The following is a 14,553-nucleotide window of genomic DNA, read 5'->3' as shown; positions in this document are numbered from 1 at the left end:
CACCGCAGCGGCGCACAGGGCGCCCGAGGCGCCGCTCGCCTTCGTCGTGGCTGCATGGTTCGACCGGGAGCGGAGCCACTCCGCACCTCATCCGGGGTGGCCAGCTCGTCCCGCCGGGTCACAATGTCTTCCTCACCGGGAGGCAGACGCGATGCTTCGTAAAATGATCTTCCTATCCAGCGTGGGACTCCTGTCGGCCTGCTCGGGGGCAGAGCCGGAGGCCCCTCCAGCGCTGGCCTGCAAGGCATCGCCGGACTGCGCCGCCGCGCCCGGGACGCCGCTGTGCGATCAGGCGATCGGCGCGTGCGTCGAGCTCCCGCCCGGCTACCCCATCGGCGTCAAGGACGGCAGCCCTTCCTCCGTCGCGCTCGTGCCCGTGTTCGAACCGGACCGGAAGCGTGAGCCGACCGATCTCGACTTCAACCCGGAGCGGCCGGACGAGCTCTGGGTCGTCAACCGCAAGGACGACAGCGTCACCATCATCTCGAAGCCGGGCGCGCCGGACGGCCAGGCGGTCCGCCTCCGCGACCCCGCCGCCGACCACTTCATGGCCCGGCCGCCGGCGATCGCCTTTGGCCACGCGGGCACGTTCGGCGTCTGCGGCGACAACGACAACGGGGGCAACTACTTCATGGGGCCGACGCTCTTCTCCTCGGATCTCGCGATCTTCGCGGAGGAGACGCCCGACGGCCTCGGGTCGCACCTCGACATGCTCCACTCGAGCCCCTTCTGCAAGGGCATCGCGCACGAGCAGGGCAACGTCTACTGGGTCTTCAACGGCTACGATCTGGCCATCGACCGGTACAACTTCGCCCACGATCACGGCCCCGGAAACGACGACCACGCCGACGGCGAGGTCTACCGCTATGTGGCAGGCGAGGTGCTCGGGACCGACGTGACGCCGAGCCATATCTTCTACAACGCCGAGGACCGCCACCTCTACATCGCCGACACGGGTCACAAGCGGCTGCTGAAGCTGGATACCGCGAGCGGCACGCCCGGGGCGAGCTTCGACGGACAGGAGACCCTCGTGGCGCGCAGGCACATCGACGGCGCCACGCTGACCGAGATCGTCCCCCCGGGGACGCTCGAGGCGCCGAGCGGGCTCGAGGTCCACGAGGGGCTCGTCTACGTCACCGATCACGCGACCAGCCGGATCCACGCCTTCGACCTGACAGGGCAGCTGGTCCGCGCCCTGGACACGGGGCTCCCCGCGGGCTCGCTCGCCGGGATCAACTTCGGGCCAGACGGCAAGCTCTACCTCGTCGACCTGATCTCGAGCCGGGTTTACCGGATCGATCCGATCCTGTGAGGCGACTCAGCCCGCCGGCCGGAACCGGCGGAGCCGGAGGGAGCTGAGGAGCACCGAGACGCTCGACAGGCTCATGGCCGCGCTCGCGAGGACCGGGGACAGGAGCCAGCCGGTCAGCGGGTAGAGCGCGCCCGCGGCGATCGGGATGCCGATCACGTTGTAGATGAACGCCCAGAAGAGGTTCTGGCGGATGGTCCGCAGCGTCGCGCGCGCGAGCCCGAGCGCGGCGGGCAAGGCGGCGATCCCCCCGCGGAGCAGCGCCACGTCGGCCGCGGCGACCGCGATGTCGGTGCCGCTCGCGACCGCGATCCCCACGTGGGCGCCGGCGAGGGCGGGCGCGTCGTTGATGCCGTCGCCGACCATCGCGACCACGCGCCCGCGCTCGCGCTCCTCGCGCACGATGCGCGCCTTGTCCTCGGGGCGGACCCCGGCGAACACCTCGTCGATCCCGAGCTGCCGCGCCACCGCGCGCGCCGTCGCCTCGCGGTCGCCCGTCACCATCGCGACGCGCACGCCGAGCCGGCGCAGCGCGGCGACCGCCTGCGTGGCCTCCGGGGTCGGCAGGTCGGCGACCGCCACGAGCCCGGCGAGGCGGCCGTCGACCGCGACGAACGACGGGGTGTTCCCGCGCCCGGCGAGGCCCTGGGCGAGCTCCTCGAGCGGCGCCGTGTCGATCCCGAGCTCGGCGAGGTACCGGGCCGTGCCGATGCGCACCTCCCGCCCTTCGACCCGAGCGCGGACGCCGCCGCCGGCGTCGGCGCGGAAGCCCTCGGGCGCGACCAGTGGAACGCTGCCGGCGCGCGCGCGCGCGCCCTCGACCAGCGCCCTCGCGACAGGGTGCTCGCTGCCGAGCTCCGCCGACCCGACGAGGCGCAGGAGCTCCTCCTCGGCGATCCCCGGCAGCGCCCTCACCGCCGCGAGCTGCGGGCGCCCCGCCGTGAGGGTGCCTGTCTTGTCGACGAGGACGGTGTCGACGCGGCTCGCCGCCTCGAGCGCCGTGCCGCCCTTCACGAGCACGCCGAGCTCGGCGCCGCGGCCGGTGCCCACCGCCACGGCCGCCGGCGTCGCCAGGCCCAGGGCGCAGGGGCAGGCGATCACGAGGACGGCGACGAACCGCTCGACCGCGGCGGCGAGCCCCGCCGCGCTCGGATCGGCCGCGGCCCAGGCGACGAACGCGACCGCGGCGATGGCGAGCACCACCGGGACGAAGACGCCGCTCACCGTGTCGGCGAGGCGCGCGATCGGCGCCCTCGAGCCCTGCGCCTGCTCGACGGCCTCGACGATGCGGGCGAGCGCGGTCCCGGCGCCGGTCTTCGTGATCCGCACGGTGAGCTGGCCGCTCTGGTTGAGCGTGCCGCCGAACACCGCCGCGCCGGCGCCCTTGTCGACGGGGAGGCCCTCGCCGGTGAGCATCGACTCGTCGACCGCCGAGGCGCCCGAGACGACCTCGCCGTCGCTCGGCATCCGCTCGCCCGGCCGGACGCGCACGAGATCGCCGGGCGAGAGCTCGGCGGCCGGGACCTCCTCCTCCAGGTCGCCGCGCAGGCGCCGCGCCGTCCTCGGCTGGAGCGCGACGAGGCCGCGCACGGCGTCGGTGAGGCGCTTGCGGGCGCGCGTCTCGAGGAGCTTGCCGAGCAGGACGAAGCTGATGATCGCGCCGGCGGCCTCGAAGTAGACGTGCGGCCGAACGCCGTGCTCGGCGTGGGGGAAGAGCTGCGGCGCGAGGACGGCGACGGCCGAGTACCCCCACGCGGCGCCCGTGCCGAGGGCCACGAGGGTGTTCATGTCGGCCGCCCGGTGCCGGAGCGCGGCCCAGGCGAGCCGGAAGAACCTGCGGCCCGGGCCGGCGACCACCGCGGTCGCGAGGGCGAGCTGGACGAGCCGGCCGATCGCGCCGTCCGCGCCCGGGATGCGGCCGTGCGACATCCCGAGGACGAGCAGCGGGACGGACAGGGCCAGCGAGATCGCGAGGTCGCGCCGGAGGGCGCGCCGCTCGCCGTCGAGGCCCTCGTCGGCGGCGGCCGTCCGGTCGGCCGGGGCGGCGGCGGCGCTGCCCGGCGCGGCGCGGCGCTCCGGGACGCTGTAGCCCGCGCGCTCGACGGCGGCGACGAGCGCGCTGGTGGACGCGGCGGCCGGGTCGAACGTGATCGTGGCCGAGCGGGTCACGAGGTTGACCTTCGCGTCGCGGACGCCGCCTGTCGCGAGCAGGGCGCGCTCGATGCGCCGGACGCAGGCGGCGCACGTCATGCCCTCGATGGGCAGGTCGACGCGGCGGGCGCCGGCGTCCTCGGTGTCCTGGGGGGCGGGAATGGGAACGGTCATCGTCGTCATGGTCACCTCGCTATCGACGGTGCAGACGCAGGGCCGCCCCGCGGATTACGGCGATACCGCCGGGCTCATCGCGCGGGGACCGCAGCGCGGCCGGCTGGTCCCGGGAGCGGGCTCGGCGCGCGTGGCCGGGCGGAGCGGGATGAGCGCGGCGGCGCCGGCGCGGTGTAATGAAGCCAGGCGGCTGCGTCTTCGGGGGTGAGCGGCCAGCGGGTCGCCGAAAGGAAGACGTCATGAAAGAGACCATCCTCCAGGTCGACGGGATGAGCTGCCCGTCCTGCATTCGCCACATCGACAGCGCGCTGCGCGAGCTCGACGGCGTCGACAAGGTCGACGTGCGCTTGCGCGAGGGCACCGTCGTGGTGCGGCACGACCCGGCGAGCGCGCCCGTCGACGCGCTCGCCGACGCCGTGCGCGGGGCCGGCTACGGCGTGCGCTCCCGCGCCGCCTGAGCGACCGCGGCGACGGGGCCCGCGGCCGCGGCCCAGGGAGGCGCGCAGGGTCGCGGGCTCCGGCGCGCCAGCCGCTCGGCGGAGGCGCGGCCGAACCTGAGGAAGACGGCCGGCGTGACGACGATATCGAGCAGCGTCGACGAGAGCAGGCCGCCGAGGATCACGACCGCCACGGGCTGCAGGATCTCCTTGCCCGGCTGGCCTCTGGACAGCGCGATGGGCACGAGCGCCAGGGCGGCGGTGAGCGCCGTCATCAGCACCGGGACGAGGCGCTCCAGCGAGCCGCGGACGATCATCGCCTCGCCGAACGACTCGCCCTCTTCCTTCATCAGGTGGATGTAGTGCGAGATCATCATGATGCCGTTGCGCGAGGCGATGCCGCACAGCGTGATGAACCCGACGAGGGTCGCGACCGAGAGCACCCCGCCGGTCAGGACCACGGCGAGCACCGAGCCGACGAGCGCGAGCGGGATGTTCAAGAGGATCTGGAGCGCGACCGTCCACGAGCGGAACTGCGAGTACAGGACCACCAGCATGCCGGCGAGGCTCGCTATCGAGAGCCACCCGATCAGCCGCGACGCCGACCGCTGGCTCTCGAACTGCCCGCCGTACGTCGCGTGGTAGCCCGGCGGCTTCGGGATCGCGTCCACGGCGCGCTGGAGTTGGCTCACGACCTGCTCCAGATCGCGCCCGGCCACGTTGGCGGAGACCACGATGCGCCGCTGCGTGTCGTCGCGGCTGATCTGGTTCGGGCCCATGCTCTCCGTGACGTCGGCGAGATCGGACAGCGGCACCTTCGCGCCGCTCGGGGTGTCGACCAGCGTGCGCCGCAGAGCGTCGATGTCCTCGCGGAGCTCCGGCGGGTACCGCAGGACCACGTCGATGGTCCGCTGGCCCTCCAGGATCTGCGTGACGGTGCCGCCCGCCAGCGCGAGCTCGAGCAGCTCGGAGAGCTGGCCCGCGTTGACGCCGAGCTGCGCCGCGCGCTCCCGGTTCACCCTGATGGCGATCTGCGGGATGAGCACCTGCTGCTCGATCTGGAGGTCCTTCACCCCCGCGACCCCCTGCATCGCGTCGCGCGCCGCCTTCCCGAGCCGCCGCAGCTCGCCGAGGTCCTCACCGAAGATCTTCACCGCGACCTGCGCGCGGACGCCCGAGAGCAGGTGATCGAGCCGGTGCGAGATCGGTTGCCCCACGTTGACCGCCACACCGGGGATCTTGTCGAGCTGGTCGCGGATATCGCCGAGGATCTCCTCGCGCTCCCGCCCGGAGGCCCGGAGGTCCACGTCGATCTCCGAGTAGTGGACCCCCTCCGCGTGCTCGTCGAGCTCGGCCCTGCCCGTCCGCCGCCCGGTCGACACGACCTCGGGGACCTCGTGGATCAGCTGCTCGGCCAGGGTGCCGAGCCGGCTCGACTCCGCGAGCGAGGTGCCCGGCCTGGCGATCACGTTGACCGTGAGCGTCCCCTCGTTGAACGGCGGGAGGAACTCGCCCCCGAGGAACGGCACCGCCGCCGCGGCGGCGAGGACCAGCGCGCCCGCGGCCGCCATGACGGCCCCGGGGTGCCGCAGCGACACGCCGAGCACGCGGCGGTCCGCGGCCTTGAGCTTGCGCACCAGCCAGCCGTCCTCGTGGCTCATCCGCTTCATCGACGGCAGGAGATACGAGCAGAGCGCCGGTGTGACCGTCAGGGATACAACCAGCGACGCAAGGATCGACACGATGTAGGCGATCCCGAGCGGGGCGAAGAGCCGCCCCTCGATGCCGCTCATGGCGAACAGGGGGACGAAGACCAGGACCACCAGGATCGTCGCGAACACGATGGAGCCGCGGACCTCGCTCGACGCGTCGCGGATGACGTCGATCGCCGGCCGCGGCGACGCGAGCGCCCTGTTCTCGCGCAGGCGCCGGAACACGTTCTCGACGTCGACGATGGCGTCGTCGACGAGCTCGCCGATCGCCACGGCGAGCCCGCCGAGCGTCATGGTGTTGACCGACAGGCCAAAGGCCCGGAACACGAGCGCGCTCACGATGAACGAGAGCGGGATCGCGGTCAGCGTGATCGCGGTCGTCCGGAAATTGAGCAGGAACAGGAACAGGACGATCGTCACCAGGATCGCGCCGTCGCGCAGCGCCTCGACCACGTTGTGGACCGCGCTCTCGATGAAGGTCGCCTGCCGGAACAGGCGCGGGTTGATGGTGACCCCCGCGGGCATCGATCTCTGTAGCTCGGCCACGGCCTTGTCGATGCCGCCGGTGAGCGCGACGGTGTCGGCGCCCGGCTGCTTCTGCACCGAGAGGATCACGGCGGGCTTCCCGTCGATCGACCCGTCGCCGCGCTTGGTGCGCGCGGCCTCTCGCACGGTCGCGACCTGCGCCAGGGTCACCGGCGTCGCGCTCCGCATGGCGATGACGGTGGCGGCGATGTCCGCTTCGGTCCGGGCGCGGCCGAGCGTGCGGACGAGGAACTCGAGGCCTCGCCGGTCGACGTACCCGCCCGTGGCGTTGGCGTTCGCCCCCGCGAGGGCGCGCGAGATCTCGTCGAGCGACACCGCCGCCGCGGCGAGCCTGGCCGGATCGACCGTGACCTGGATCTGGCGGACCTCGCCGCCGATGGGGATCACCTGCGCCACCCCCGGGATCGTGAGCAGCCTCGGCCTTATCACCCAGTCGGCCTGGGTCCGGAGGGTCATGGGCGAGACCCCCTCGCCCTGCACCCCGATCAGCAGGATCTCCCCCATGATGGAGGCGACAGGCCCCATCTGCGGCGTGATGCCTTTCGGGAGCTGCTCCGTCACGGTGGCGAGGCGCTCGGCGACGAGCTGTCGGTCGCGGTAGATGTCCGTGGACCAGTCGAACTCGACGTACACGACGCTCAGTCCGACGCCCGAGGTGGAGCGCACGCGCTCGACGCCTGGGGCGCCGTTCATAACCCGCTCGAGGGGCACCGTGACCAGCGTCTCCACCTCCTCGGGCGCCAGCCCTGGCGCCTCGGTCATGAGGGTCACCGTCGGCCGATTCAGGTCGGGAAAGACGTCGATCGGGAGCCTCAGGAGCGAGTACGTCCCGTAGACGAGCACCAGCGCCGCCGCGGCGATGACGAAGAGTCGGTTCCTGAGGGAGAAGCGGATCAGATGGTCGAACATGGCCTCTGCTAGCCCCCGGCGGCGAGGAGGACGGCCATGGCGCCATCGACGACCACGCGCTCTCCCGCCGCCACGCCCGCCGTGATGCCGATCGCGCCGGCGGACTTCGGCCCGATCGCGACCGCGCGCAGCTCGAACGTCTCGGGGCCGGTCTTCACGACGATCGTGGGCGTGCCGCTGCGATCGAGCAGCGCCGGCACCGGGACCACGACGCTCTCGACGGGCGCGCTCCCGGCCACGCCGATGTTGGCCAGCGCGCCGACCCGCGCGCGCCGGTCTACGTTGTCGAACTCGAAGAGCGCCTGGACGGTGCGGGTCGCCGGGTCGACGAGCGACGCGACGGCGAGGCGCCGGGCCTCGAAGCGCGCCGCGGGATCCGTGACGAGCGTCACCTCGGCGCGATCGCCCGCGAGGCGCGCCGCGTCCGCCTCCGGGACGCGCACGTCGACCCAGAGCGTCGCGAGATCGACGATGCGCCAGAGCTCGGTCCCCTCCGCGACCTGGGCGCCCGGGCTCACGCGGCCGGAGACCACCGTCCCGTCGATCGTCGCGCTGAGCTTCTGCGCGCCCGCCCCGCCCGCGAGCGCCCCGACGTCCGCCCGGGCGCGCGCGACCTCGGCCCGGGCGATCTCGACCTCGGCCTCGGCGGCCTGGATGTCCTTCTCGGCGACGATGCCCTCGAGCTCGCGCCGCCGCGAGGCCTCCCGCTCGGCCAGCCCGAGCCGCGCCTCGGCCGCGGCGACCCGGGACGCGGCGTCGCTGCGCGACAGCCCGAGCTGCGCGCTCTCCGCGCCGCCCAGGCTCGGCCGGAGCGTCCCGAGGAGCTGGCCCTTCTTCACCTCGTCGCCCAGCCGGAGGAACCCGCCCTCGGGCGGGAAGAGGCGGCCGGACGTCGGGGCCACGACGGCGAGCTCGCCCGCGGGGCGCGCGACCACGGTGCCGATCTGCCCGAGGCTCGTGGCCAGCGCGCCGCGCCTCGCGCGCTCGGTGCGCAGCCCGAGGAGGAACTGCGTCTCGATCGGCACCCGGGCCACGTTCGGGTCCGCCGCGGCGCTGGCCGCGGGCTTCGCGGGCGCGCTGTGATCCTCGCCGCCGTGCGCGTCCGCGCGCTCCCCGAGGCCCGTGACCGCGAGGGCCGAGGCGAGCGCGAGCGCGGCGGCGATGGCGCCGAGGGCCAGCGGGCGGGCGCGGCTCACGAGGCCCCCTGCGGGAGCGCGGAGCCATCCTCGGGGCGCCGGGTGGGGGCAGGCGGCTTCCGCCGCGAGCGCCGCCCGAGCGCATACCCGATCCCGCCGCTGAGCACGGCGAGCGCTCCCGCGGCCGCCGCCAGACCGCCGAGGGGCACGTCCCGGCCCGGCGTCGTCCCGGCGACGGCGGGCGCTGCGCTGCGCTCGATCGCGCCGAAGCGGAGATCTCCGACGAGCACGAGGTCGAAGTCTTCCCCGGCCTCGACCGAGACGACCCCGTTCGCCGTTGCTCCTTCCGGGGCCGCGGGGAGCGCAATTTCGTAAACACCGGCGGCCTCCGTCTTCCCCGCATCCGCGGCGAAGGTCAGCCCCCCCTTCAGCTCGAGCCGGACACGCGCGCCCTCGACCGGCGCGCTGGAGTCGGCCCGGGCGACGTAGACGCGGGCGGGCAGCGGTCCCTCCGCCTTCCTCGCCGGGTACTTGATGACGACCGAGAACACCGCCGTCTCCCCGGACACGACGTGCTCTGTCCCGGTGCTCGCGGCGCTCGGCGCGGCGGGCGCCGCGTGGTCCTCGCCGCCGTGCGCGGAGGCCCGCGGGACCGCCGCGCAGATCGCGAGCCCCACGGCCCAGGCGAGGTGCCTTCTGTGCATCATGGTTCCTCTCCGAGCGCGCGGGACAGCGCCGCGCGGGCTTTCAGGTAGGCGGCGCGCGCCTCGAGGATCTGGACGCGCGCGCGGGCGACGCGCTCGGCGCTGGCGAGGGTGTCGAAGAGGTCGACCTGCCCTGCGGCGTAGCCCTTCTCGACCATCGCCTGCGCCTCGTCGAGCCGGGGAGCGACGGCCTCCCACCGCGCGAGGGCCGTCCAGCTCGCGTCGACCGCGGCCTTGGCGCGCGTGACCGCCGCGCTGATCTGCCGGGCGGCGAGCGCGCCCTGCTCGCTGGCGGAGCTCGCGTCGGCGAGCGCGCGGGCTCGCTCGGCCTGGCTCCGGTCGAAGAGAGGCAGCGGCACCGACAGCGTGATCTGGAGCTTCGAGCGCTCGTGCCGGGCGCCGTCCGCCCCTTCCGGGCCGGCCAGGGCGGCCTCGCGCCCCTCCCGCCCCGTCTCGACCCCGAGCCCCAGGGTCGGCTCGGGGAGCGCGGCGCGCGCGGCGAACGTGCGCCGCGCCTCGGCCTCTCCCAGCCGGGCCCGGAAGAGCGCGACCTCGGGCCGGCCGCGGAGCGCGGCGGCCACGAGCGCGTCGCGGCCACGGGCGTCTGGCGGCCGGACCGGCCCCTCCGCGGCCCGGAGGGACGAGGGGTCCCGAGCGGCGATGAGCACCCCGAGCCGCGCCTGGGTGCGCGCGAGCTCGGTTTGCGCGCCGGCGAGCTCGGCCCTTGCCCCGGCGCTCTCGGCGCTGGTCAGGATCGCGTCGAGATCCGACCGCTCGCCGGCGCGGGAGGCCGCCGCGGTGCCAGCGGCGATGCGCTCGAACACCCGGTCGAGCTCGGTCCAGACGGCGAGCGCGCGCTGTGCGCGCTCGAGCTCGATGAACGCCTCGGCCGCCTCGGCGAGCCCGTCGAGCTGCAGCACCGCCCCCTCCAGCTCGGCGACGGCGACCTTCTGCTGGCCGGCGCGCGCCGCCGTGGCCGCGACCCCGAAGACGTCGAGCTCTTGCTCGACGCCGACCGAGAAGGCCCGGTCCTCCGGGTGTCCGAACGGGGCGCCGAGATCGACGCCGCCCTTGAGCACGGGGTTCGTGCGGGGCCAGCGCCCCGCGCCGGCCGCCTCCGCGCGCGCGGCGCGCGTGGTCTGCCTCGCCTCCATGGCCGCGGGCGACCGCGCGGCGGCGCGCGCCTTCACCTGGGCCCACGTCAGCGTCTCACCGCGGGCGCCCGACGCGGGCACGAGCGTCAGCGCGGCCGCCAGCGCCGCGAGCATCGCGCGCCGTCCTCGGTGCGGGCGCCCGGTCGCCATCTCAGTGCCCCTCGTGTCCCGTGTGGCCGTCGTGTCCCGTGTGGCCGTCGTGTCCCGCGCCCGCTCCCGCGTGACCCTCGAGGTGAAAGGCGAACCGGAGCGAGGTCGCGGTTCCCCCGGCCGGCGTGATGCTGAGCACCCCGTCCACGTGGTCCTGCTTGACCGGATCGATCTTGCCCCGCAGGACATCCGCCTTCTCGTCGTGGGCGAGCTGGACCTCTTTCGCGCCCGCGACGACGGGGCGAAGGCTCGCGGTCACGCCCTTCGCGGAGCGAGGCTCCTCGGCCGCGTCCAGCATCCACACCGTGATGTCGCCGGTCTTCTCGAGCTTCACCTCGACATGCCCGCCCGGCAGCGACTGGACGACGCCGCCATGGGGCGAGCCGTGGGCGTGGTCTCCAGCCGGGTGCTCGGCCGGCGCGTCGACGAGAGATGCCGTCCCTCCGGCCGGCACGGTGAGCGTCATCTTCATCGGCGCGCCGCGGACCTTCAGGTCCCAGGTGTAATCCGCCTTGTCCGGCGTCGGGCCCCTGGCCGAGAGCGAGCCCTTCGCGTCGTTGGGCGCGAGCGTCAGGGTCTGCTTCTCGCCCTTGCCCTTGGGCTCGATCGTGATGGTGCCGGTGACGTCCTTCGGCGGGATCGGCGTCCTCACCGCGTCGCTCGCGTAGAGGTCGATGGCGCCGTCGGCCCCGACGACGACCTCGACGTGGTTGTCGCCCTCCATGGTGACCAGGCCTCCATGGCGAGCGTCGTGATCCGCGTGAGGGCGCGTGCCCGCCATGCTCGCGGCATGGTCGTGGGGCGTCGGCGCGGGGGGCGGCGCCGCGGCGGGTTCCTGTGTCGAGGCGGCCTTGGCGTGGTCGTGGCCAGGTGTCTCCTTCGCGGAGCAGGCCACAAGCGGGATCGAAACGAGCAGAGAGAGAAGGATCTGGCGCATCGTGCTTTCCTGGAACCGAGGTTCTTGCCCTGGACAGCAGGGCCCTGAGCAACGAGCGCGCCAGGCCGCCGCACGCCGGAATCCCGGGCTTCCGCGCGGGGGCGGGTCCTCGCCGTGACCTCGACGGTCACGATCTTGTGACCGCCTCGGTCACAACCGCCCCTCTGCCGGGTCGGGAACCACGCCGGCCGGGCCTGATCGGCGGCTCCGCGCCCGGTCAGCGCTCCGATTGCGGCCCCGGTACGCGGCTTGCGAGGATGCCCCCCATCCATGGCTCCGCTTCCTGCTCCGCAGCGCCTCTATCGGCTCCGCCGCCGGCTGCTCCTGGTCATCAGCCTTCTCGTCGCCCTGGTCGTCGTGAGCGGCATTGCCACCGTGCTCACCGGGCTCGCGTCCCGTCGCGCGATCCTGGAGGCCCACGACCTCGAGGTGGCCTCGCGCCGGGCTGCGCTGCTCAGCGTCACCGCGCGCGAGCAGTACATCCACGAGGCGCACACGATCATCCTGCGCGACCGCTCGCACGTCGAGCACCACGACGCCTGGGTGAACGAGCTCGGCGCGAAGCTCGCCGAGCTGCGGCCCGGCCTCGACGCCGAGGCGGCCACGCAGCTCGACGACATCGGGAAGGCGAGCCGCGAGCTCAGCCGGCTCTTCTCCACGGCCATCCTCCCCGCCATCGATCGGCAGGACTGGCACGAGGTCCACCACGCGCACGAGCGCGCCAACGCGCTCGTCGACCGGATGACGGAGCATGCGGATAGCCTGGCGCTTCACTTCGACGAGCGCGCCATGGCCGCGGAGCGCCGGGCTGAGCAGTTCATCCGGTTCGCCCTGATCCTCGCGACGGCCGTCTGTGCGCTCGCCGCGGCGCTCGCCTTGATCGCCGGGCGCAAGCTCTGGAGCTCCTTCTCCACCCCGCTCTCCTCGCTCGAGCGCGTCGCCGGGCGCGTCACCGCGGGGGATCGCAGCGCCCGCGTCGAGCCGGTCGCAGCCGTGGAGCTCGCGGCGGTCGCTGACGCGTTCAACCGCATGCTGGACGCCCTGTCTCGCACCGAGGCCGACCTGGTCGCCTCGGAGCGGCTGGCGGCGATCGGGCGCGTCGCCGCGGGCGTGGCGCACGAGATCAACAACCCCATCGCCGTGATCCGCGGCTACGTGAAGACGATGGCGAAGGAGGCAGAGGCGCCCTCCCTCCGCGAGGAGCTCTCGATCCTCGACGAGGAGGCGGCGGCCTGCCAGAGGATCGCGGAGGAGCTGCTCATGTACGCGCGCTCGCCGGTGCTCTCGCCGCGCGCCGTGCAGGCCGAGGAGCTCCTCAGGGACGCGGCCTCGCACTGCGACGGCGGGCCGGAGCGGCGCGACCAGCCCCTGCGCGTGGACGCGGAGCCGGCGTTCATCAACGTGGATCCGCTCCGGATCCGGCAGGTCATCGTCAACCTCGTGACCAACGCGCGCGAGGCGGCCTCTGGAACCTCGGAAGGTGATGAGATCATCGTGCGCGGAAGGCGACAGGACGATGGTTACCGGGTCGAGGTCCTGGACCGGGGAGCCGGCATTCCCAAGGAGACACGCGAGCGCCTCTTCGAGCCGTTCTTCACGACCCGACGCGACGGAACCGGCCTCGGCCTGGCGGTCTGCTATGGTCTGGTGACCGCGCACGGCGGGACCATCCGGGCGGAGCCCAGGCCGGGGGGCGGGTCGCGGTTCGTGATCGACTTGCCGGGCGTACTCATCGAAGAAGCCATGGAGAGCCAGGAGCGCTCATGAAGCCGACAGTGCTCGTCGTCGACGACAAGGCGAACATGCTGACGCTGCTCTCCAAGGTGCTCGGCAAGAGCGCGAAGGTGCTGACGGCCCGGGGCGTCCGGACGGCGCTCCAGGTCCTTGAGACCGAGCCGGTCACAACCGTCGTCTGCGACCTGCGCATGAACGACGGGGACGGGCTCGAGGTCCTCCGCGCGGTACGCGCGCGCTGGCCCGGAGTGCCCTTCATCCTGATGACCGCGTACGCGTCGGTCCCGACCGCGGTCCAGGCCATGCGCGAGGGCGCCTACGACTACGTGACGAAGCCGTTCGACCCGGACGAGCTGCGCGTGCTGGTCGAGCGGGCCATGGCGCAGGCCACGGTGCTGGTGGGCGAGCACGACGCGCCGGAAGCGCGGGGCTTCGCGGGCATGACGGGGCGCTCGCCCGCGATGCGGGCGCTGTACCAGCTCATCGAGCGCGTGGCGCCGACGGATGCGACTGTGCTCATCCTCGGCGAGACGGGCACCGGCAAGGAGCTCGTGGCGCGCGCCATCCATGAGCACTCGTCCCGCGCGTCGCACCGCCCCATCGCCGTCAACTGCGCGGCCATCCCCCGCTCGCTCATCGAGAGCGAGCTCTTCGGCCACGCGCGCGGCTCGTTCACGGGCGCGGCCACGGATCGGGCGGGGCTCTTCGAGGAGGCGCACGGCAGCACGCTGTTCCTCGACGAGATCGGCGAGCTCCGGCCGACGGTCCAGGCGAAGCTCACGCGCGTGCTCGAGGAGCGGGCGGTGCGGCGCATCGGCGAGTCGCGCGAGCGCAAGGTCGACGTGCGGCTCATCAGCGCGACGCACCGCGACCTCCGGGCCATGGTGAAGACCGGCGACTTCCGCGAGGACCTGTGGTTCCGGCTCAACGTCTGCGTCGTCGAGCTTCCCCCGCTCCGCGAGCGCGCCGAGGACATCCCGCTTCTGGCGCAGCGGTTCCTGGCGGAGCGAGCGCCGCAGTCGCGCTCGTCCGCGACCGGGTTCTCGGCGGCGGCGATGAGCGCCCTCCAGGTGTACCGGTGGCCTGGCAACGTGCGCGAGCTCAAGAGCGCCGTCGAGCGGGCGCTGGTCATCGAGACGACGGGCGAGATCCGCCTCGAGTCGCTGCCGCCCGAGGTGCAGGGGGCGAGCCCGCTCCGGCTCACGAGCTCGAGCGACGTGGACCTCGCGCAGCTCTCGTACCGCGAGGCGGTCGACGCGTCGCGTGAGGAGATGAACCGGCGCTACCTGGAGGCCGTGATGCGCCGCTTTCGCGGCGACGTGCTGAAGGCCGCCGCCCACGCGGGCGTCGAGCGGGAGAGCTTCTACCGCCTCCTCCGCCGCTGCGGCCTGTCCGCCGACGACTTCCGCGAGGAGCGGCGGAGCACGGACGGCTCGAAGAACTGAGCGGGCAGTCACCGTGAAGTATTGATGAGCTGGCGTCTCGAATGCTGGAACCATT

At 73.7% G+C, this 14,553-nt stretch carries 10 protein-coding genes; 4 read left to right on the top strand and 6 right to left on the bottom strand.

Annotated features, from left to right (window positions below):
* The first annotated feature begins 163 nt into the window (after positions 1-163).
* Entirely contained in the window at positions 164-1,312 is a 1,149-nt protein-coding gene (locus WME85_RS48975) for a hypothetical protein (protein ID WP_437832045.1), read from the top strand.
* Between the two features lie 6 nt (positions 1,313-1,318).
* On the opposite strand, the gene WME85_RS48970 is transcribed toward WME85_RS48975, so the two are convergent.
* Entirely contained in the window at positions 1,319-3,634 is a 2,316-nt protein-coding gene (locus tag WME85_RS48970; RefSeq protein WP_437832042.1) for a heavy metal translocating P-type ATPase, read from the bottom strand.
* A gap of 239 nt (positions 3,635-3,873) precedes the next feature.
* Between WME85_RS48970 and WME85_RS48965 the strand changes: the two genes are divergently transcribed.
* A complete protein-coding gene (locus WME85_RS48965) occupies positions 3,874-4,092 on the top strand; it encodes a heavy-metal-associated domain-containing protein (protein WP_437832040.1) in 219 nt (72 codons plus the stop codon).
* Here WME85_RS48965 and WME85_RS48960 read toward each other — a convergent pair.
* Genes WME85_RS48960 through WME85_RS48940 form a run of 5 tightly spaced genes read right to left on the bottom strand, consistent with a single transcriptional unit; the run spans position 4,065 to position 11,319 of the window.
* Complete coding sequence (locus tag WME85_RS48960) at positions 4,065-7,238, bottom strand: efflux RND transporter permease subunit (RefSeq protein ID WP_437832037.1); 3,174 nt, start codon at positions 7,236-7,238, stop codon at positions 4,065-4,067. The two genes, WME85_RS48965 and WME85_RS48960, sit on opposite strands and share 28 nt — an antisense overlap.
* A gap of 8 nt (positions 7,239-7,246) precedes the next feature.
* Positions 7,247-8,434 carry an efflux RND transporter periplasmic adaptor subunit gene (locus WME85_RS48955; protein ID WP_437832035.1) on the bottom strand — a complete coding sequence of 396 codons (1,188 nt, stop codon included), beginning with the start codon at positions 8,432-8,434 and terminating at the stop codon, positions 7,247-7,249.
* On the bottom strand, positions 8,431-9,081 hold the full coding sequence (locus WME85_RS48950; protein ID WP_437832033.1) for a hypothetical protein: 651 nt from the start codon (positions 9,079-9,081) through the stop codon (positions 8,431-8,433). The genes WME85_RS48955 and WME85_RS48950 overlap by 4 nt, the downstream gene beginning before the upstream one ends.
* The gene (locus tag WME85_RS48945; RefSeq protein ID WP_437832031.1) at positions 9,078-10,346 is read right to left on the bottom strand and encodes a TolC family protein; all 1,269 of its coding nucleotides are present in this window, start codon (positions 10,344-10,346) and stop codon (positions 9,078-9,080) included. Before WME85_RS48945 ends, WME85_RS48950 begins: the two co-directional genes overlap by 4 nt.
* Positions 10,347-10,383: 37 nt before the next feature.
* Entirely contained in the window at positions 10,384-11,319 is a 936-nt protein-coding gene (locus WME85_RS48940; protein WP_437832028.1) for a hypothetical protein, read from the bottom strand.
* A 270-nt stretch (positions 11,320-11,589) separates the two neighbouring features.
* Between WME85_RS48940 and WME85_RS48935 the strand changes: the two genes are divergently transcribed.
* Together WME85_RS48935 and WME85_RS48930 are read left to right on the top strand one after the other, a co-directional pair.
* Positions 11,590-13,086, top strand: a complete 1,497-nt coding sequence (locus tag WME85_RS48935) for a sensor histidine kinase (protein WP_437832026.1) — start codon at positions 11,590-11,592, stop codon at positions 13,084-13,086.
* Positions 13,083-14,498: a sigma-54-dependent transcriptional regulator gene (locus WME85_RS48930; protein ID WP_437832023.1), complete on the top strand. Its 1,416-nt coding sequence runs from the start codon at positions 13,083-13,085 to the stop codon at positions 14,496-14,498. Before WME85_RS48935 ends, WME85_RS48930 begins: the two co-directional genes overlap by 4 nt.
* Positions 14,499-14,553: the final 55 nt, after the last annotated feature.

Origin of the sequence: Sorangium sp. So ce1153 (assembly GCF_051521595.1) — a bacterium.
Lineage (GTDB): Bacteria > Myxococcota_A > Polyangia > Polyangiales > Polyangiaceae > Sorangium.
Note: the sequence above shows the minus strand (reverse complement) of the source record. Positions and strands in the feature narration are given on the sequence as shown.

What these genes read in the sequence shown, in the direction of transcription:
- WME85_RS48975 (WP_437832045.1), top strand. Translation starts at nt 164, where the DNA reads ATGATCTTCCTATCCAGCGTGGGACTCCTGTCGGCCTGCTCGGGGGCA.
- WME85_RS48970 (WP_437832042.1), bottom strand. Translation starts at nt 3,634, where the DNA reads ATGACCGTTCCCATTCCCGCCCCCCAGGACACCGAGGACGCCGGCGCC.
- WME85_RS48965 (WP_437832040.1), top strand. Translation starts at nt 3,874, where the DNA reads ATGAAAGAGACCATCCTCCAGGTCGACGGGATGAGCTGCCCGTCCTGC.
- WME85_RS48960 (WP_437832037.1), bottom strand. Translation starts at nt 7,238, where the DNA reads ATGTTCGACCATCTGATCCGCTTCTCCCTCAGGAACCGACTCTTCGTC.
- WME85_RS48950 (WP_437832033.1), bottom strand. Translation starts at nt 9,081, where the DNA reads ATGATGCACAGAAGGCACCTCGCCTGGGCCGTGGGGCTCGCGATCTGC.
- WME85_RS48945 (WP_437832031.1), bottom strand. Translation starts at nt 10,346, where the DNA reads ATGCTCGCGGCGCTGGCGGCCGCGCTGACGCTCGTGCCCGCGTCGGGC.
- WME85_RS48940 (WP_437832028.1), bottom strand. Translation starts at nt 11,319, where the DNA reads ATGCGCCAGATCCTTCTCTCTCTGCTCGTTTCGATCCCGCTTGTGGCC.
- WME85_RS48935 (WP_437832026.1), top strand. Translation starts at nt 11,590, where the DNA reads ATGGCTCCGCTTCCTGCTCCGCAGCGCCTCTATCGGCTCCGCCGCCGG.
- WME85_RS48930 (WP_437832023.1), top strand. Translation starts at nt 13,083, where the DNA reads ATGAAGCCGACAGTGCTCGTCGTCGACGACAAGGCGAACATGCTGACG.